Here is a 14,996-nt window from a genome sequence, read left to right as displayed (position 1 = left end):
GCTCGTCGGCGGCGAGCACCTTGACCAGGAACGGCAGGACGTCCCCGAAGCGGGCGCGCGACCCCGGGCCGAGCTGTCCCTCCGGGTCGGCGACGACGGCCTCCAGCAATGACACCTCGCCCTTGTCGGTCTCCAGCCAGGCCGGGTCGCCGGGATGTGCCCCGAACCACAGCTCGGCCTCCGGATGAGCCGCCGGAACCGCCCGCCCGGTGAATTCCGCCAGGGCGGTGCGCGATCCCCAGGCGTACGTCCTCAAGGCCCCGCGAAGCAGTTCCACTTGTCTATTTATCCCCGCACCAGTCGCATGTAAACCGCGGCCATCTCCAGCCGAACGGCCAATACTGCCAGTTGCTGCTCGGCGCTGACGGCACCCCCCAACGCCGGCGCAACCGTGGAGCCGGCCGAGCCGCCGGGCCCGTCCGGCACGTCCTCGGCGGCCAATAAGTACACGTTTTCCAGGCCGGCGGTCCGGGCGGCCACCACCGTCTGCTCGTCGCGCAGCGTCAGGGCCAGTACCCGAAGCCGGTCGGGCCGGGGCCCGTCGATCTCGTCGTCGTGGAACAGATCCTCGACCGAGGACGCGGCTCCCCCGGAGCCCGCGAGGCCATCGGTCGCCGTCCGCAACGCCACCACCGCGTCGGCCAGGCCGGTCGCCGCGACCACCTCGTGGGCGAGCCGAAGCAGCACCGAACTGCCGTGCCGGGCCAGCGCCAGCGTCGCGGCGCAGTCGCCGGCCAGCACCGCCCGGCGACCGGCCAGCCGCTCGGCGATGTGCTTGGCCGGGTTGGTGAACAGCTCGCGGCCGGCGCTGTTGCGCAGCGCCTCGGCGTCCAACTCGTCGGCCAGCGGCCCCAGCTCGACACCCGGTCGCGGGTCGACGGCTTGCAGCACGGCCAGGCCGGCGGCCAGGTATCGGCACAGGCCGAACTCGGCGGGTACCCGGACCCGCGGCTCCAGCACCGCGACCCGCCCCGCCGTCGAGTCGCGCAGCGGGCCCTCGTACGGCGCCGCGACGACGACCCGCGCGCCGCGGCGCACCCCGGTCGCGGCGGCGCTCACCAGCGCCGGATCGCCGGGGTCGTCGCCGGCGACGATCAGCACGTCCAGCGGGCCGACCCAAGGCGGCGCCTCGCCGACGACCGTGATCGGCTGGGAGGCCGCCGCGCCCAGCGTCGCGACCAGCAGGGTTCCGGCGGTCTCGGCGGTCCCGCGGCCGGCCACCCAGATCACGCTGCGCGCGCGGTCGTCGGTCCGCAGCGCGTCCAGCGCGCCCTCGTCGGCCGCGGCGCCGATCGCGCGCACCTGCGCGCCGGCCGACGACGCCGCGCGCAGCAGGCCCTGCCGGTCGGCTTCGAGCAGGCCGTCGGTGTCCTCCAGGTCGATCGCCCGGGTGGTGCTCACGGGGCGGCCTCTTGGGCCGCGATCTGGGCGCTGATCGCGGCGACCAGCGCGTCGACGTCGTCGGCGGTGCGGCCCTCCACGTTGAGCCGCAGCAGCGGCTCGGTGTTGGAGCTGCGCAGGTTGAACCAGCTGCCGTCGCCCAAATCGACCGTCACCCCGTCCAGATGATCGATGGACTGAATCCGGGTGCCGAACGACTTCAGCACCGCGTCCACACAATACGACGCGTCGGCGACCTTGAAGTTGATCTCGCCGGACGATTCGTAGCGCTGGTAGTCGGCGGTCAGCTCCGAGAGCGGCCGGTCCTGTTCGCCGAGGGCGGCCAGCACGTAGAGCGCCGCCAACATGCCGGAGTCGGCGCCCCAGAAGTCGCGGAAGTAGTAGTGCGCGGAGTGCTCACCGCCGAAGATCGCGCCGGTGTCGGCCATCAGCGCCTTGATATAGGAGTGGCCGACGCGTGAGCGCAGCGGTGTGCCGCCGCGTTCGGTTACCAGCTCGGGCACCGCGCGCGAAGTGATCACGTTGTGGATGATCGTGGCGCCGATCTCACGGCCCAGCTCGCGAGCGGCCACCAGGCTGGTCACCGTCGACGGCGCGACCACGTGGCCGCGTTCGTCGACCACGAAGCACCGGTCGGCGTCGCCGTCGAAGGCGAGCCCGATATCGGCCCCGCTGTCGCGCACGAACTTTTGCAGGTCCACCAGGTTGGCGGGGTCCAGCGGGTTGGCCTCGTGATTGGGGAACGAGCCGTCGAGTTCGAAGTACAACGGCAACAAGGTGATCGAGTCGATCGGGCCGAGCACCGCCGGGGCGGTGTGGCCGGCCATGCCGTTGCCGGCGTCCACGGCCACCCGCAGCGGGCGCAGCCCGGAGGTGTTCACCAGCGAACGCAGGAAAGTCCCGTAGTCGGCGAGCACGTCCTGATCGGTGGCGCTGCCGGCTCGCCCGTCGTACGCCGGGACGCCGGCGATCAGTTCGTCGCTGATGACGGCCAGCCCGGTCTCGGCGCCCACCGGTTTGGCGCCGGCCCGGCACAGCTTGACGCCGTTATAGGCCGCCGGGTTGTGGCTCGCAGTGAACATCGCGCCCGGGCAGTCGAGCAGCCCCGAGGCGAAATAGAGCTGGTCGGTGGACGCCAGGCCGATCCGCACCACGTCCAATCCCTGGCTGCGCACCCCGCTCGCGAACGCGGCGGCCAGCGCCGGCGAACTGTCCCGCATGTCGTGGCCGATCGCCACCCGTCCCGCACCCTCGCCGCGCATCAGCCTGGCGAACGCCGCACCCAGGTCGGTGACGAGCGACTCGTCGAGCTCCTCGCCGACCAGCCCGCGCACGTCGTACGCCTTGACGACACGGTGAACGGTCGCGGCGGACCGGGACATGCGAACTCCTGACGCTGCCGACTATGAGGCCACTTGGCCGCAAGCCTATCGGCCCGAGAAAAACACCGGGTGCGTTAGCCGCGGCTAGCCCCCCTAGTCGGAGGGGTCGGGCAACACCCGCAGATGCCCGCGGCGCCGACCGGAACGATGCTCGGGTGGCGCGAGCAGGCCGCTGCTCGGCGCGGTGGCATGGGCCCCGGCGTGCTGGATGTGGGGATCGGCAAACCCGTTGACCGGCGTGGCCCCGTAGGGCACGGCCGCGTCGCCCGGGCGGCCCTCGCGCACCGCGTCGGCCAGGGCGACCAGGTCGTCCTCGTCGGGATGGACGGGCTCGGCAAGCAGCGGTCCGGCATGGCGCACCAGCTCCCAGCCGCGGGGCGCGGTGATCCGGCCGGCATGGCCGACGCACAGGTCCCAGGAGTGGGGTTCCCGCGCGGTGGCCAACGGGCCCACCACTGCCGTCGAGTCCGAGTAGACGAACGTCAAGGTCGCCACGGCATAGTGCGGACACCCGGGCCGGCAACAGCGACGGGGAACGTTCACGACCGAAAGGCTATCGTGCGCAAACGCCACGGAAGCGCCGGACACGCGCATGCGTCGGACCCGCGATTCCCAACCGTTACCATCGGCCCGATGAGTGATTCCCGCGGCTCCCCGCAAAGCGATCGGTCGCGGCGTCGTTCGGCTTCCTACCGTGCGACGCGCCGGGGCCGCGACATGCGCGGCCCGTTGCTGCCGCCGACGGTGCCGGGGTGGCGCAGCCGGGCCGAGCGGTTCGACATGGCGGTGCTGGAGGCCTACGAACCGATCGAGCGGCGCTGGCAAGAGCGGGTGTCGGAGCTCGACGTGGCGGTCGACGAAATCCCGCGCATCGCCGCCAAGGACCCCGACAGCGTGCAGTGGCCGCCCGAGGTGATCGCCGACGGGCCGATCGCGCTCGCCCGCCTGATTCCGGCCGGCGTCGACGTCCGCGGCAACTCCACGCGGGCACGAATTGTCTTGTTCCGCAAGCCGATTGAGAGACGGGCCAAGGACACCGAAGAACTTGGCGAGTTGCTGCACGAAATCCTGGTGGCCCAGGTCGCCATCTACTTGGACGTCGAGCCGTCGGTCATCGACCCCACGATCGACGACGAATGAGGTTGCGAGGGCGTCAGATGATGCCGCGCTTGAGGCGGCGACGCTCGCGCTCCGAGAGACCGCCCCAGATGCCGAAACGCTCGTCATGGGCCAGGGCGTACTCGAGGCACTCGTGGCGCACCTCGCAGCCGAGGCAGATCTTCTTGGCCTCGCGGGTCGAGCCGCCCTTCTCCGGGAAGAACGCCTCGGGATCGGTCTGCGCGCACAGCGCGCGGTCCTGCCACTGATCCGGCGTCGGCAGCGGCTCGGGCTCGGGCTCGAAAGCGACTGGGGCATCGGGAACCACAGTCAGATGCGGGCGGACGGGTGCCGCCGGCAACGAGCCGATGGTGCTGTGCGGTGTGCTTGCCATGACGCCCCGAAGGTGCTCATAAGACATGCTTCGTCCGCCTCCTCAGGTTTGATTTGAGAGAGTGAGTGAGTTCCCACTGTTCTGATGTACAGACAATTCGAACATGTGATCGAATCTCGGTCTGCGACACCGGAATCGGCCGGCCAACCGGGAAATGACACTGATGTGATTAGACACTCGTTAACCTGCCCGGTCAAGCGTAATGGCGAATTTCCATATCATCTCGTGACCAAATTCCGGCGTTTCCGTTGTTTTGCGCGTTCCGGCGTGTCGATCACAGTCCCGACACGGGCAGTACTGTCGAGCCCTGTGAAGGTCAAGTGAAGGTCACCGTTCTGGTCGGTGGGGTTGGCGGCGCCCGGTTCCTGCTGGGTGTTCAACAGCTGCTCGGGCTGGGTCAGTTTTCGCAACAGGGCCAAGACGCCGGCGAACACGAACTGACCGCGGTCGTCAACATCGGCGACGATGCGTGGATCCACGGGGTGCGCGTCTGTCCGGATTTGGACACCTGCATGTACACCTTAGGTGGAGGTGTCGACCCGGAGCGAGGGTGGGGTCATCGCGACGAAACCTGGCACGCCAAAGAGGAATTGGCGCGCTACGGCGTGCAGCCGGACTGGTTCGGACTCGGCGACCGCGACCTGGGCACCCACCTGGTGCGCACCCAGATGCTGAACGCGGGCTACCCGCTGTCGCAGATCACCACCGCGCTGTGCGACCGCTGGCAACCGGGTGCGCGGTTGCTGCCGGCCAGCGACGACCGCTGCGAGACCCACGTGGTGATCACCGATCCCGCCGACGACAGCCGCCGCGCCATTCACTTCCAGGAGTGGTGGGTGCGCTACCGGGCCCAGGTGCCCACGCACAGCTTCGCGTTCGTCGGCGCCGAAAAGGCCAGCGCCACAGCCGAAGCGGTGGCGGCGATCGGCGAAGCCGACGTGATCCTGCTGGCGCCGTCCAACCCGGTGGTGAGCGTCGGCGCCATCCTGGCGGTCCCCGGCATTCGCGCGGCGCTGCGCGCGGCCAAGGCCCCGGTCGTCGGTTACTCCCCGATCATCGGCGGAAAGCCGTTGCGCGGCATGGCCGATGCGTGTCTCTCGGTGATCGGGGTCGAGTCCACCGCGGAGGCGGTCGGCCGGCATTACGGGGCGCGACGGGCCACCGGGATCCTGGATTGCTGGCTGATCCATAAAGGCGACGAGGCCGACATCTCCGGCGTGGCGGTCCGCGCGGTGCCGCTCATCATGCGCGACCCCAAGGCGACGGCCGAGATGGTCGCCGCCGGGCTGGAGCTCGCGGGCGTGACGGCGTGACCGACTCCGCCACCGAGCATGGCACCGGCTCGGCGATCGAGATCGTTCCCGTCACCGGGCTCCCCGAGTTCCGGCCCGGCGACGACCTCGCCGCCGCCGTCGCCGCGGCCGCGCCCTGGCTGCGCGACGGCGACGTCGTGGTGGTGACTAGCAAGGTGGTGTCCAAGTGCGAGGGCCGCCTGGTGCCGGCCCCACGGGACGCCGCGGAGCGCGACCGGCTGCGCCGCAAGCTCGTCGACGACGAGGCGGTGCGCGTGCTCGCGCGCAAGGGCCAGACGCTGATCACCGAGAACCGGCTCGGCCTCGTCCAGGCGGCCGCCGGGGTGGACGGCTCCAACGTCGACCACGACGAGCTGGCGCTGCTGCCGGTCGACCCGGATGCCAGCGCCGCGGCGCTGCGCGCCGCCCTGCGCGAGCGGCTCGGCGTCGGCGTGGCCGTGGTCATCACCGACACGATGGGCCGGGCCTGGCGCAACGGTCAGACCGATGCGGCGATCGGCGCGGCGGGTCTTCGTGTGCTGCACAGCTATTCGGGGGCCGTCGACCGGCACGGCAACGAGCTGCTCGTCACCGAGATCGCCATCGCCGACGAGGTCGCGGCCGCCGCCGATCTGGTCAAGGGCAAGCTCACCGCGATGCCGGTGGCCGTGGTGCGCGGCCTGCCGGTGACCGACGATGGCTCCACCGCGCGGCAGCTGCTGCGGCCCGGCGAGGAGGACCTGTTCTGGCTCGGCACCGCCGAAGCGCTCGACCAGGGCCGCCGGGAGGCGCAACTGCTGCGCCGGTCGGTGCGCCGGTTCAGCGCCGAGCCGGTGCCGCCCGAGCTGATCGAGGCCGCCGTCGCCGAGGCGCTCACCGCGCCGGCCCCCCACCACACCCGGCCCGTCCGGTTCGTGTGGCTGCGCACCCCGGGCACCCGGACCCGGCTGCTGGACCGCATGAAGGACAAGTGGCGCGCGGACCTCGCCGGCGACGGCCGGCCCGCCGACTCGGTCGAGCGGCGGGTCGCGCGCGGCCAGATCCTCTATGACGCGCCGGAGGTCGTCATCCCGTTTCTGGTCCCCGAGGGCGCCCACGACTATCCCGACTCCGCCCGCACCGCGGCCGAGCACACCATGTTCACCGTCGCGGTCGGGGCGGCCGTGCAGGCGCTGCTGGTCGCGCTGGCGGTGCGGGGCGTGGGCAGCTGCTGGATCGGCTCGACGATCTTCGCCGCCGACCTGGTCCGCACCGAGCTCGGGCTGCCCGCCGACTGGGAGCCCTTGGGCGCCGTCGCGATCGGCTACGCCTCCGACGCCGCCGGGGTGCCGCCCGCGCCGCGCGCCGCGCCGGACCCCGGGGATTTGCTGCTGCGCAAGTAATACTGGGCCCATGCATTTCGCGGGCAAGCCGGCCGCGTCGGCCGACAAGGTCCGCGGCGGCTACTACACCCCCGCCCCCGTCGCGCGGTTCCTGGCCCGCTGGGTCCGCGAGGCCGGCCCGCGGATCGTCGAACCGTCCTGCGGCGACGGCTCGATCCTGCGCGAGCTGGCCGGCCTCGGCGGTCGGGTGCGCGGGGTGGAGCTCATCGCCGACGAGGCGGCCAAGGCCCGGCGATTCGCGCCCGTCGACGCCGAGAGCCTGTTCACCTGGCTGGCCAGCGTTGAGGCCGGCGGGTGGGACGGCGTCGCCGGCAATCCGCCGTACATCCGCTTCGGCAACTGGGCATCCGACGAGCGGGACCCGGCGCTGGAGCTGATGCGCCGCGAGGGACTGCGCCCCAGCCGGCTGACCAACGCCTGGGTCCCGTTTGTCGTTGCCGCCACAGTCCTGGTGCGCGACGGCGGGCGGGTGGGCCTGGTGCTGCCCGCCGAGCTGCTGCAGGTCGGCTACGCCGCGCAGCTGCGTGAGTTTCTGCTCGGCCGGTTTTCCGAGATCACGGTGGTGACGTTCGAGCGGTTGGTGTTCGACGGCGTCCTGCAGGAGGTCGTCTTGTTCTGCGGCGTGGCCGGGCCGGGCCCGGCGCGCATGCGTACGGTCCACCTCGCCGACGCCGCCGCGCTGGCCCACGCCGATCTCGAAACCGACTGGGCGCCCGCGCTGCTGCACGAAAACGAGAAGTGGACCAAGTACTTCCTGGACCCCGCCGCGATCGAGCTGCTGCGCGCGCTCAAGGCGTCGCCGGCCATGACCCGGCTCGGGTCGCTCGCCGAGGTGGACGTCGGGATCGTGACGGGCCGCAACAGCTTCTTCACCTTCACCGACGAGCGGGCCCGCGAACTGGCGCTGACGCCGCAGTGCGTCCCGCTCGTCTCGCGCAGCGCGCAGTTGACCGGGCTGGTATACGACAGTGACTGCCGCGCAAGCGATCTCGCCGCCGGACACCGGACCTGGCTGCTCGACGCGCCGCCCGAGCCGGCCGACGCCGCCCTGCTCGCGCACGTGCGGGCCGGCGAGGCCGCGGGCGTGCACCGCGGCTACAAGTGCTCGATCCGCACCCCGTGGTGGATCACCCCGTCGCTGTGGATGCCCGACCTGTTCCTGCTGCGACAGATTCACCGGGCGCCGCGGCTGACCGTCAACACCGCCGCGGCGACGAGCACCGACACCGTGCATCGGGTCCGGCTCGCGCCCGGTGTCGACGCGCGCTCGCTCGCCGCGGTGTTTCACAACAGCGTGACGTTCGCGTTCGCCGAGATCGTGGGCCGCAGCTACGGTGGGGGCATCTTGGAGCTGGAACCCAGGGAAGCCGAGCAGCTGCCCGTTCCCCCACCCGCGTATGCCGGAGTCGACCTCGCCTGCGACGTCGACCTGTTGTTGAAGGCGGGCGAGGTCGACAAGGCGCTCGACCTCGTCGACCGCCGCGTCCTGATCGACGGGCTCGGCCTGTCCGCCGACGTCGTGACGCAATGCCGCGCGGCCTGGGCCTCGCTGCGGGACCGCCGCAAACGGCGGGGTTCTCGATGAGCGTCCGGGAGTCGGCGATCTCGATCCTCAGCGACTGGCGCGCCCCCGACGCGGCGCAGGACTCGTTGCGGCACGCGGTGCTGGCCTTCGTGCACGGCCGCCCCGACGCCTGCCGCCGGGAGTGCGCGGCGGGCCACGTCACCGCGTCGGCGCTGGTGCTCGACCACACCGGCGCGCAGGTGCTGCTGACCCTGCACCCGCGGTTGGGCCGCTGGGTACAACTGGGCGGGCACTGCGACGAGGACGACCCCGACGTCGTCGCCGCCGCGCTGCGCGAGGCCACGGAGGAATCCGGGATCGACGGCCTGCGCATCGAGCGCGAACTGGCCGCTGTGCACGTGCACCCGGTCACCTGCTCGCTGGGCGTGCCGACGCGGCACCTGGACCTGCAATTCGTCGCCCACGCGCCGGCGGGCGCGCAGATCGCCATCAGCGACGAGTCCGACGATTTGCGGTGGTGGCCCGCCCACGCCCTGCCGGACAGTACCGATCACGCCCTGGCGTATTTGGTCGCCCGCGCCACGCGCGTTTGACCGTTATCCGTCGCGCGCCAATTCGGAGCGGGGTGCGACCGGGATGTCGTGCAGCATGCGCTCTCTTTTGGTGCGCAGGTATCGCACGTTGTGCGGGGTTTCGGCCGCGGGCAGGGCCACCCGAGCGGTGATGTGCAGCCCGTATCCGTCTATACCGCCGTACTTGGCCGGGTTGTTGGTGATCAGGCGCAGTCGAGAAATGCCGAGGTCGGTCAGTATCTGTGCGCCGACGCCGTAACTGCGGGAATCGACCGGAAGGCCCTGGGCGAGGTTGGCGTCCACCGTGTCGAGACCTTCTTCTTGCAGCGCGTACGCCCGCATTTTGTGTCCGAGGCCGATCCCGCGGCCCTCGTGTCCGCGTAAGTAGACCAGCGCACCGACGCCTTCGGCGGCGATCGCGTGGAGGGACTTCTCGAGTTGCGCGCCGCAGTCACAGCGCAGCGATCCGACGATGTCGCCCGTCAGGCACTCCGAGTGCACCCGCACCAGGATTCCTTCCCCGGATTGACCGGCGTCGGCGACGTCGCCCATCACCAGGGCGAGGTGCTCCGTGCCGTCGAGGACGTTCCGATAGGCCAGCGCGCGGAAGTCGCCGAACTCGGTCGGCATCCGTGACTCGCCGATCAACTCGACGAGTCGTTCGGTTCGCAGCCGGTGGCGAATCAGGTCGGCGATCGTCAGCAGCGGAAGATCATGTGCGGCGACGAAATTGCGCAGCGACTCGCCGCGCCGCATCGACCCGTCGTCGTCGATCAATTCTCCGATCACCCCGACACCGGAGAATCCGGCCATTTTCGCCAAGTCCACGGCGGCTTCGGTGTGCCCCGCGCGCACTAGGACCCCGCCGGGCCGCGCACGCAACGGGAAGACGTGACCGGGCCGCCTGAGGTCGGTGCTGACCGTCGACGGGTCGGCCAGGGAACGCACGGTCCGGGCGCGGTCGCCGGCGCAGACCCCGGTTCCGGTCGACATGTGGTCCACGGTGACCGTGAAGGCGGTGCCGTGCGGGTCGCGGTTGTCGTCGACCATCAAGGGCAACCGCAATGCCTCGGCACGCTCGGCGGGCATCGGCGCGCAGACGATGCCGGTGGTGTGCCGGATAAGGAAGGCCATCTGTTCGGCGCCGACCGCCTCCGCCGCACAGACGAGGTCGCCCTCGTTTTCTCGATCGAGGTCGTCGGCCACCACGATGATCCGCCCTCGTGCCAGGGCGGCCACCGCCCGGTGGACGGATTGCGAGGCCCTACTCATGACGTCGCTCCTTGCCTGTTGCGCGCGCTCCCGAACTCGCACGTCGAAGGTCACATCGCTGTTGCCCCGCCGTCGACGAACATCGCGGTTCCGGTGACGAAGGAGGCTTCGTCGCTGGCGAGGAACAGTGCGGCGGCGGCGACCTCCTCGGGGCGGCCCAGGCGACCGGTCAGGTGCTGGGCCTTCATTCCTTCCAGGACGGCGTCTTGCTGGTCCTCGGGAAGCGAGGCGACGAAGCTTCGCGGCATCGGCGTATCAATGAGGCCGGGAACGAGGGCGTTGACCCGGATGCCGGGAGCAAGGTCGACGGCAGCGACACGGGACAGCATCACGACGCCGGCTTTGGCGGCTCCGTAGATCGACATGTTGGGTATCGCAACGGCTCCCCCGGCCGACGACGTGTTCACGATCGCGCCTCCGGGATTGGTCATCTGGGGTGCAAACGCCCGGATCATGAGGAACACGGACTTGGAGTTGACGTCGTGAAGTCGATCCCAGTCCGCGACGGAGGACTGCAGTATGTTCTTTCCGAGGATGACGCCGGCGTTGTTGTAGACGATGTCGACGCTGCGGCCATCGGCGACCGTCACGGCAAGACGATTGACTTCGTCTTCTGATGACACGTCTACGGTGCGGAACTGGAAGTCGTATCCGTCGCCGCGCAGTTCTCGTTCGAGTTCCTCGCCGGCGTCGGTGCGGATGTCGACGCCGACCACCGATGCTCCTTCACCGCAGAACATGCGGCACGCCGCGCGGCCGACTCCCCCGGTGGCGCCGGTGATCACCGCGTACTTGTTGTCGAGTCGTCCCATGACATTGCTCACCGCTCAGCGCGCAATCCCGCTTGCTGAAGCAGCGGCATGACGGTGTCGTCGAAGTGGGCGAGTTCCTCGGCATAATCGAGGAATCCCAACGTCATTCCCGCAATTCCCGCTTTCTCGATCTCGATGAAGCGGTCCACGATTTGCTCCGGTGTTCCAACGAAGGGCGCTCCGCCATAGCCGGTGATGAAACGATCCACCGCCGCCTTGGCGATCAGGTGATCGAACGAGCCGCTCTGGATGCCGAGAGTCTGCATCAAGTTTTGCGCGGCGTCGCGGTCGCCGTTGTCGAGAATCGATTGCAGCGCCTGCTTGGCCTCCTTTTCGGAGTCCCGGCACACGACGTAGGCGCCGGAGAAGACCAACGGGTGCCGGCCATACTTCCGGTAAGCGCTGTTCTTGAAGCCGCTCACCGTGGCGGCCGCACCTTCCGGGTCGTCGACGGCAATGAAGCTGATGTCGGCGTTGCGTGCGGCGAAGTCGCTGCCGGCCGGCGATGCGCCGGCGTTCATGATCACCGGATGGGGCTTCTGCACGGGCTTGGGCCAGGATTGCGCATCGTTGACGGTGTAGAAGTCACCCGCATAGGAGAACGGTTCCTCTTGGGTCCAAAGCCGTTTGACGATCTCCAGCCACTCCTCGCCCACCTTGTAGCGCTCGTCGTGCTCACGCAGCGTCGAGCCGAACATCTCCATTTCGGGCTTGAACCAGCCCATGACGAGGTTCAGGCCGAAGCGTCCGTTGGAGATGTGGTCGATGGTCGCGGCTTGTTTGGCGGCGACGATCGGATGGACGACGGGGACGTGCGACGTGGCAAAAACCATGATGCGTTCGGTGGCTTGGGCAAGGCCTGCCGCCCACGTGTAGGTCTCGAAGCTTGCACCGTTGAAGTTGGTCGGACCACCGAAGCCGCGCCAGCGTCCGAGCGGAATGAGCATGTCGAAACCCATGGCATCGCACCGCTGCGCAAGGCCGACCGTGTGGTCCCAACTCAGTTCGAAGGACGTGGGCGCCTGGCTCAGGCTCACACCGGAGCTCACGTTGGTGGCGAATGTCCCCAATTTTAGCTTGTTGCTGCCGTCGTACAAGGGAAGGTGCGACCTCGCTTCGGCGACGTCGGGGACAGCGAGGTCGGACATGGCGAATCTCCTCTTATGCTCTGCGGCTTACGTTTTCGACGCTTAGGTAGTGACTTGTCCAGGTTGCACGTGCTGGTCGCCGAGGTGGCCGACGTACCCCAGGCGCTGAGATATGGAGATGCCGGCGGTGGTGATCACCGGGCCGAACGTGGCGGCGGCCGCCGACGTGAGGCGAAATGCCGGCCCCCCCACCGCGATTGCCGCGGCGATGTCGCCGGCGGAATCGAAAATGGGTGCCGCGATGGAGCTCAGCCCTGGCTCGCGCTCCTCGGCGGTGTACGAATAGCCCTCTCGGCGAACCACCTCGAGCTCGCGCTTCAGCGCGTCGGCGTCGGTTGTCGTCGCCTCGGTGTACCGCGTCAACCCGGCGCTCAGGGCCGCGTTCAACGCTTCGCGCTCGAATGCCATGAACGTCTTTCCCGCCGCGCCGGCGTGTAGGGGCATCACCTGGCCGACGTAGCCGTTGTAGATGATCGATTGTTCCGACAGTGCGACGGCGACACCGACGCGCACCGCCCCCTGACGCACATAGATCCCGGTCGTCTCGCCGGTCAGATCGCGGATGTGCTCGATGACCGGGGCGGCGGCGACGATGAGTTCCGAGGCGGCCTCGGCGGGGGCGGCCCACACGAGCACCCGCAGTCCGAGCCGGTATTCGTTGCCATCGCGCTCGAGCAAGCGCTGCGAGACAAGGTTTTTCACGATCCGAGCCGTCGTTGTCGCCGGAAGGCCGGTGCGTTCGCGGATGTCGGCAATCTGCAGGCGCGGCCGCTGCTTGGTGAAGCAGTCAAGCACCAGGCAGACCCGTTCAATCACCCGCACCGAGCCTTCGTCAGGCACGCATACCTCCCGTTCGACGACCGCTGTGTGGTTTTTAAAACCATCTGATGGTTTGTGACCATAGTCACTGCCCGCCGCGGGTGTCAAGGATCGAGCGGTGCCCCCGTGCTTAGGGCCAGTCGATCGAACCCGAACGAATCTGTGCGACAAGGTGATTCATCTCGCCGGCGACGAGCCGGGCCGGGTCGATGTCCAGGTGGGTGAACTGACCGACCAGTTCCAGGCTGACGACGCCATGGATGCGGGCCCATGCCACCGTCGCCAGCAGGAGGGCACGATCGTCCGGAGCCGCCTCACCGAGGAGCTCGGCGGCGATCGCGGCGAGGACGTTGAGCGGGCGGAACGCCTCCCCGACGGTGTCCAACGGCGCCCGATAACCGGGTATCGGCGTGCCGAACAGCAGCAGGTAGCGCTGCGGCTCTTCCCTGGCCCAGCCGCGCACCGCACCGGCCACCGCCTGGAGCCGGTCGGCGGCCGGCTGGCCCGCACCGCGCCCTGCCGCACCTTCGGCGGTGCGCGCCAGGTCCGCGTATCCGTCGCGAATCAGTGCGGTTATCAGCGCATCCCGATTGGAGAAATATCGATAAAGCGCCGGCCCGGTCATTCCCATCTGCTTGGCGATGGCGCTCATCGAAATTCCGATGCTCCCAGACTCGGCAAGCTGACGCATTGCGATCCGTTTGATCTCGTCCGTCGCTTCCCGGCGGTAACGCTCTCGCCGGCTCCCTGGCGGTTGTGACATGGGTCTCTCTTCGTCGCGGTGATAATACGATACTTTAGTAATGAGTCGTAACTAAAGTTATTTGTTGTTACCCAAACTCTGTCTGGAGGCGCGATGAGCGGGACGGTAGTGGTGTTCGGGGCCGGCAGCGGGCTCGGCGGCGAGATCGCACGCCAGTACGCAGCACAAGGCCGCCCCGTGCGGGGCGTAACCCGCTCCGGGACTGGCATCCCGGAGGGAGTCGAGAATCACCGTGCCGATCTGTTGAACCGTTCCGCGGCGATCGCCGCCTGCCGGGATGCCTCGGTTATTCATCTGGCCGCCAACGTGGCTTACCCCGACTGGATCAGCACGTTTCCCGCCATGGTCGACAACGCCGTCGCCGCCGCCCAAGACACCGGCGCCAAGCTGGTGTTCACCGACAACCTGTACGCCTACGGGCCCGTGGACGGTCGCTTCGATGAGCAGACACCGGAACGACCCGTCGGCCCCAAGGAGAAGCTGCGCGCGCGGTTGGGGCGCACCCTGCTCGATGCACACGCCGACGGCCGGGCGCGGGTGACGATCGGCCGGGTCAGCGACTACTACGGTCCCGACGCGCGGATGTCCTTGCCCGACGAACTCATCATCGGGCCGCTGTCGCGGGGCCGGAACCCGATCTGGTTCGCGCCGCTGGACCTGCCGCACACGTTCGCCTACTCCACCGACACCGCTAAAGCGCTGATCGTGTTGGGGGACGACGACCGCGCCGACGGCCAGGTCTGGCACACGCCGGCCGATGTGACGCTGCCGGTTTCGGCATTCATAGCGCTCGCCGGCAGTGTCGCCGGCCGACCGCGCCGACCCATCCGACTGCCCGCTGTGACCACCCGTCTGATGGCTCTGTTCGATCGACGACTGCGTGGTTACGCCGAACTCGAGCATCAGCGGACGAAACCCTGGATCGTCGACCACTCCGCCTTCGACCGCACCTTCGGGCCCGAGTGTGAAGCTGGGTGCACGCTCGGCGGTTCACCGCGCGATGCCGCGATACCACTCGATGGTTCGCCGGATGGCCTCCTCGTGGCGTGTCACGGGCAGGGGCCCGAAGGTGCGGTCGAAGGCGGAGTGGTCGACGATCCAGGGTTTCGTCCGCTGATGCTCGAGTTCGGCGTAAC

16 protein-coding genes are annotated in these 14,996 nt (G+C 69.3%); 6 read left to right on the top strand and 10 right to left on the bottom strand.

The genetic code is table 11. The features are described 5' to 3' along the window. From A5706_RS29865 to A5706_RS29850, 4 genes are all read right to left on the bottom strand, one after another. Positions 1-277 (bottom strand): type I phosphomannose isomerase catalytic subunit (locus A5706_RS29865; protein WP_369831975.1); only part of this gene is annotated, 277 nt, incomplete at its 3' end. 8 nt (positions 278-285) lie between these two features. Then, entirely contained in the window at positions 286-1,401 is a 1,116-nt protein-coding gene (locus A5706_RS29860; protein WP_068139557.1) for a TobH protein, read from the bottom strand. Further along, entirely contained in the window at positions 1,398-2,783 is a 1,386-nt protein-coding gene (locus tag A5706_RS29855) for a phosphomannomutase/phosphoglucomutase (protein WP_068139554.1), read from the bottom strand. Before A5706_RS29855 ends, A5706_RS29860 begins: the two co-directional genes overlap by 4 nt. Positions 2,784-2,876: 93 nt before the next feature. Then, positions 2,877-3,326 (bottom strand): DUF3499 domain-containing protein, encoded by a 450-nt coding sequence (locus A5706_RS29850; RefSeq protein ID WP_193791409.1) that lies wholly within the window; start codon positions 3,324-3,326, stop codon positions 2,877-2,879. Between the two features lie 174 nt (positions 3,327-3,500). On the opposite strand from A5706_RS29850, the gene A5706_RS29845 reads away from it, so the two are divergent. Beyond that, the gene (locus A5706_RS29845) at positions 3,501-3,923 is read left to right on the top strand and encodes a metallopeptidase family protein (RefSeq protein WP_068100554.1); all 423 of its coding nucleotides are present in this window, start codon (positions 3,501-3,503) and stop codon (positions 3,921-3,923) included. Between the two features lie 13 nt (positions 3,924-3,936). On the opposite strand, the gene A5706_RS29840 is transcribed toward A5706_RS29845, so the two are convergent. Further along, positions 3,937-4,275 (bottom strand): WhiB family transcriptional regulator, encoded by a 339-nt coding sequence (locus A5706_RS29840; RefSeq protein WP_067161000.1) that lies wholly within the window; start codon positions 4,273-4,275, stop codon positions 3,937-3,939. A 320-nt stretch (positions 4,276-4,595) separates the two neighbouring features. Here A5706_RS29840 and cofD point away from each other — a divergent pair, with 320 nt between their 5' ends. From cofD to A5706_RS29820, 4 genes are read left to right on the top strand one after another with little or no spacing between them, the layout of a single operon-like run. Further along, positions 4,596-5,588, top strand: a complete 993-nt coding sequence (gene cofD, locus A5706_RS29835; RefSeq protein ID WP_068139550.1) for a 2-phospho-L-lactate transferase — start codon at positions 4,596-4,598, stop codon at positions 5,586-5,588. Continuing rightward, complete coding sequence (locus A5706_RS29830) at positions 5,585-6,949, top strand: coenzyme F420-0:L-glutamate ligase (protein ID WP_068139547.1); 1,365 nt, start codon at positions 5,585-5,587, stop codon at positions 6,947-6,949. The genes cofD and A5706_RS29830 overlap by 4 nt, the downstream gene beginning before the upstream one ends. Positions 6,950-6,959: 10 nt before the next feature. Further along, positions 6,960-8,534 (top strand): class I SAM-dependent methyltransferase, encoded by a 1,575-nt coding sequence (locus tag A5706_RS29825; protein WP_068139544.1) that lies wholly within the window; start codon positions 6,960-6,962, stop codon positions 8,532-8,534. Next, complete coding sequence (locus tag A5706_RS29820; RefSeq protein WP_068139562.1) at positions 8,531-9,067, top strand: NUDIX hydrolase; 537 nt, start codon at positions 8,531-8,533, stop codon at positions 9,065-9,067. Before A5706_RS29825 ends, A5706_RS29820 begins: the two co-directional genes overlap by 4 nt. Before the next feature lie 3 nt (positions 9,068-9,070). Here the strand turns inward: A5706_RS29820 and A5706_RS29815 are convergent, their stop codons facing one another. From A5706_RS29815 to A5706_RS29795, 5 genes are all read right to left on the bottom strand, one after another. Beyond that, entirely contained in the window at positions 9,071-10,318 is a 1,248-nt protein-coding gene (locus tag A5706_RS29815) for a bifunctional 3,4-dihydroxy-2-butanone-4-phosphate synthase/GTP cyclohydrolase II (protein ID WP_068139559.1), read from the bottom strand. A gap of 50 nt (positions 10,319-10,368) precedes the next feature. Then, complete coding sequence (locus tag A5706_RS29810; protein WP_068139541.1) at positions 10,369-11,130, bottom strand: SDR family NAD(P)-dependent oxidoreductase; 762 nt, start codon at positions 11,128-11,130, stop codon at positions 10,369-10,371. 8 nt (positions 11,131-11,138) lie between these two features. Next, positions 11,139-12,227 carry an LLM class flavin-dependent oxidoreductase gene (locus A5706_RS29805; protein ID WP_197518029.1) on the bottom strand — a complete coding sequence of 363 codons (1,089 nt, stop codon included), beginning with the start codon at positions 12,225-12,227 and terminating at the stop codon, positions 11,139-11,141. A gap of 93 nt (positions 12,228-12,320) precedes the next feature. Next, positions 12,321-13,118 (bottom strand): IclR family transcriptional regulator, encoded by a 798-nt coding sequence (locus tag A5706_RS29800; protein ID WP_068139535.1) that lies wholly within the window; start codon positions 13,116-13,118, stop codon positions 12,321-12,323. 109 nt (positions 13,119-13,227) lie between these two features. After that, positions 13,228-13,788, bottom strand: coding sequence for a TetR/AcrR family transcriptional regulator (locus tag A5706_RS29795; protein WP_255406349.1), 561 nt, complete (start codon positions 13,786-13,788; stop codon positions 13,228-13,230). A gap of 165 nt (positions 13,789-13,953) precedes the next feature. Between A5706_RS29795 and A5706_RS29790 the strand changes: the two genes are divergently transcribed. Then, positions 13,954-14,996 (top strand): NAD-dependent epimerase/dehydratase family protein (locus A5706_RS29790; RefSeq protein ID WP_068139531.1); only part of this gene is annotated, 1,043 nt, incomplete at its 3' end.

It is taken from the genome of Mycobacterium sp. E796 (assembly GCF_001672815.1).
Taxonomy (GTDB): domain Bacteria; phylum Actinomycetota; class Actinomycetes; order Mycobacteriales; family Mycobacteriaceae; genus Mycobacterium.
Note: the sequence above shows the minus strand (reverse complement) of the source record. Positions and strands in the feature narration are given on the sequence as shown.

What these genes read in the sequence shown, in the direction of transcription:
- A5706_RS29855 (WP_068139554.1), bottom strand. Translation starts at nt 2,783, where the DNA reads ATGTCCCGGTCCGCCGCGACCGTTCACCGTGTCGTCAAGGCGTACGAC.
- A5706_RS29845 (WP_068100554.1), top strand. Translation starts at nt 3,501, where the DNA reads ATGCGCGGCCCGTTGCTGCCGCCGACGGTGCCGGGGTGGCGCAGCCGG.
- A5706_RS29840 (WP_067161000.1), bottom strand. Translation starts at nt 4,275, where the DNA reads ATGGCAAGCACACCGCACAGCACCATCGGCTCGTTGCCGGCGGCACCC.
- A5706_RS29825 (WP_068139544.1), top strand. Translation starts at nt 6,960, where the DNA reads ATGCATTTCGCGGGCAAGCCGGCCGCGTCGGCCGACAAGGTCCGCGGC.
- A5706_RS29820 (WP_068139562.1), top strand. Translation starts at nt 8,531, where the DNA reads ATGAGCGTCCGGGAGTCGGCGATCTCGATCCTCAGCGACTGGCGCGCC.
- A5706_RS29815 (WP_068139559.1), bottom strand. Translation starts at nt 10,318, where the DNA reads ATGAGTAGGGCCTCGCAATCCGTCCACCGGGCGGTGGCCGCCCTGGCA.
- A5706_RS29810 (WP_068139541.1), bottom strand. Translation starts at nt 11,130, where the DNA reads ATGGGACGACTCGACAACAAGTACGCGGTGATCACCGGCGCCACCGGG.
- A5706_RS29795 (WP_255406349.1), bottom strand. Translation starts at nt 13,788, where the DNA reads ATGCGTCAGCTTGCCGAGTCTGGGAGCATCGGAATTTCGATGAGCGCC.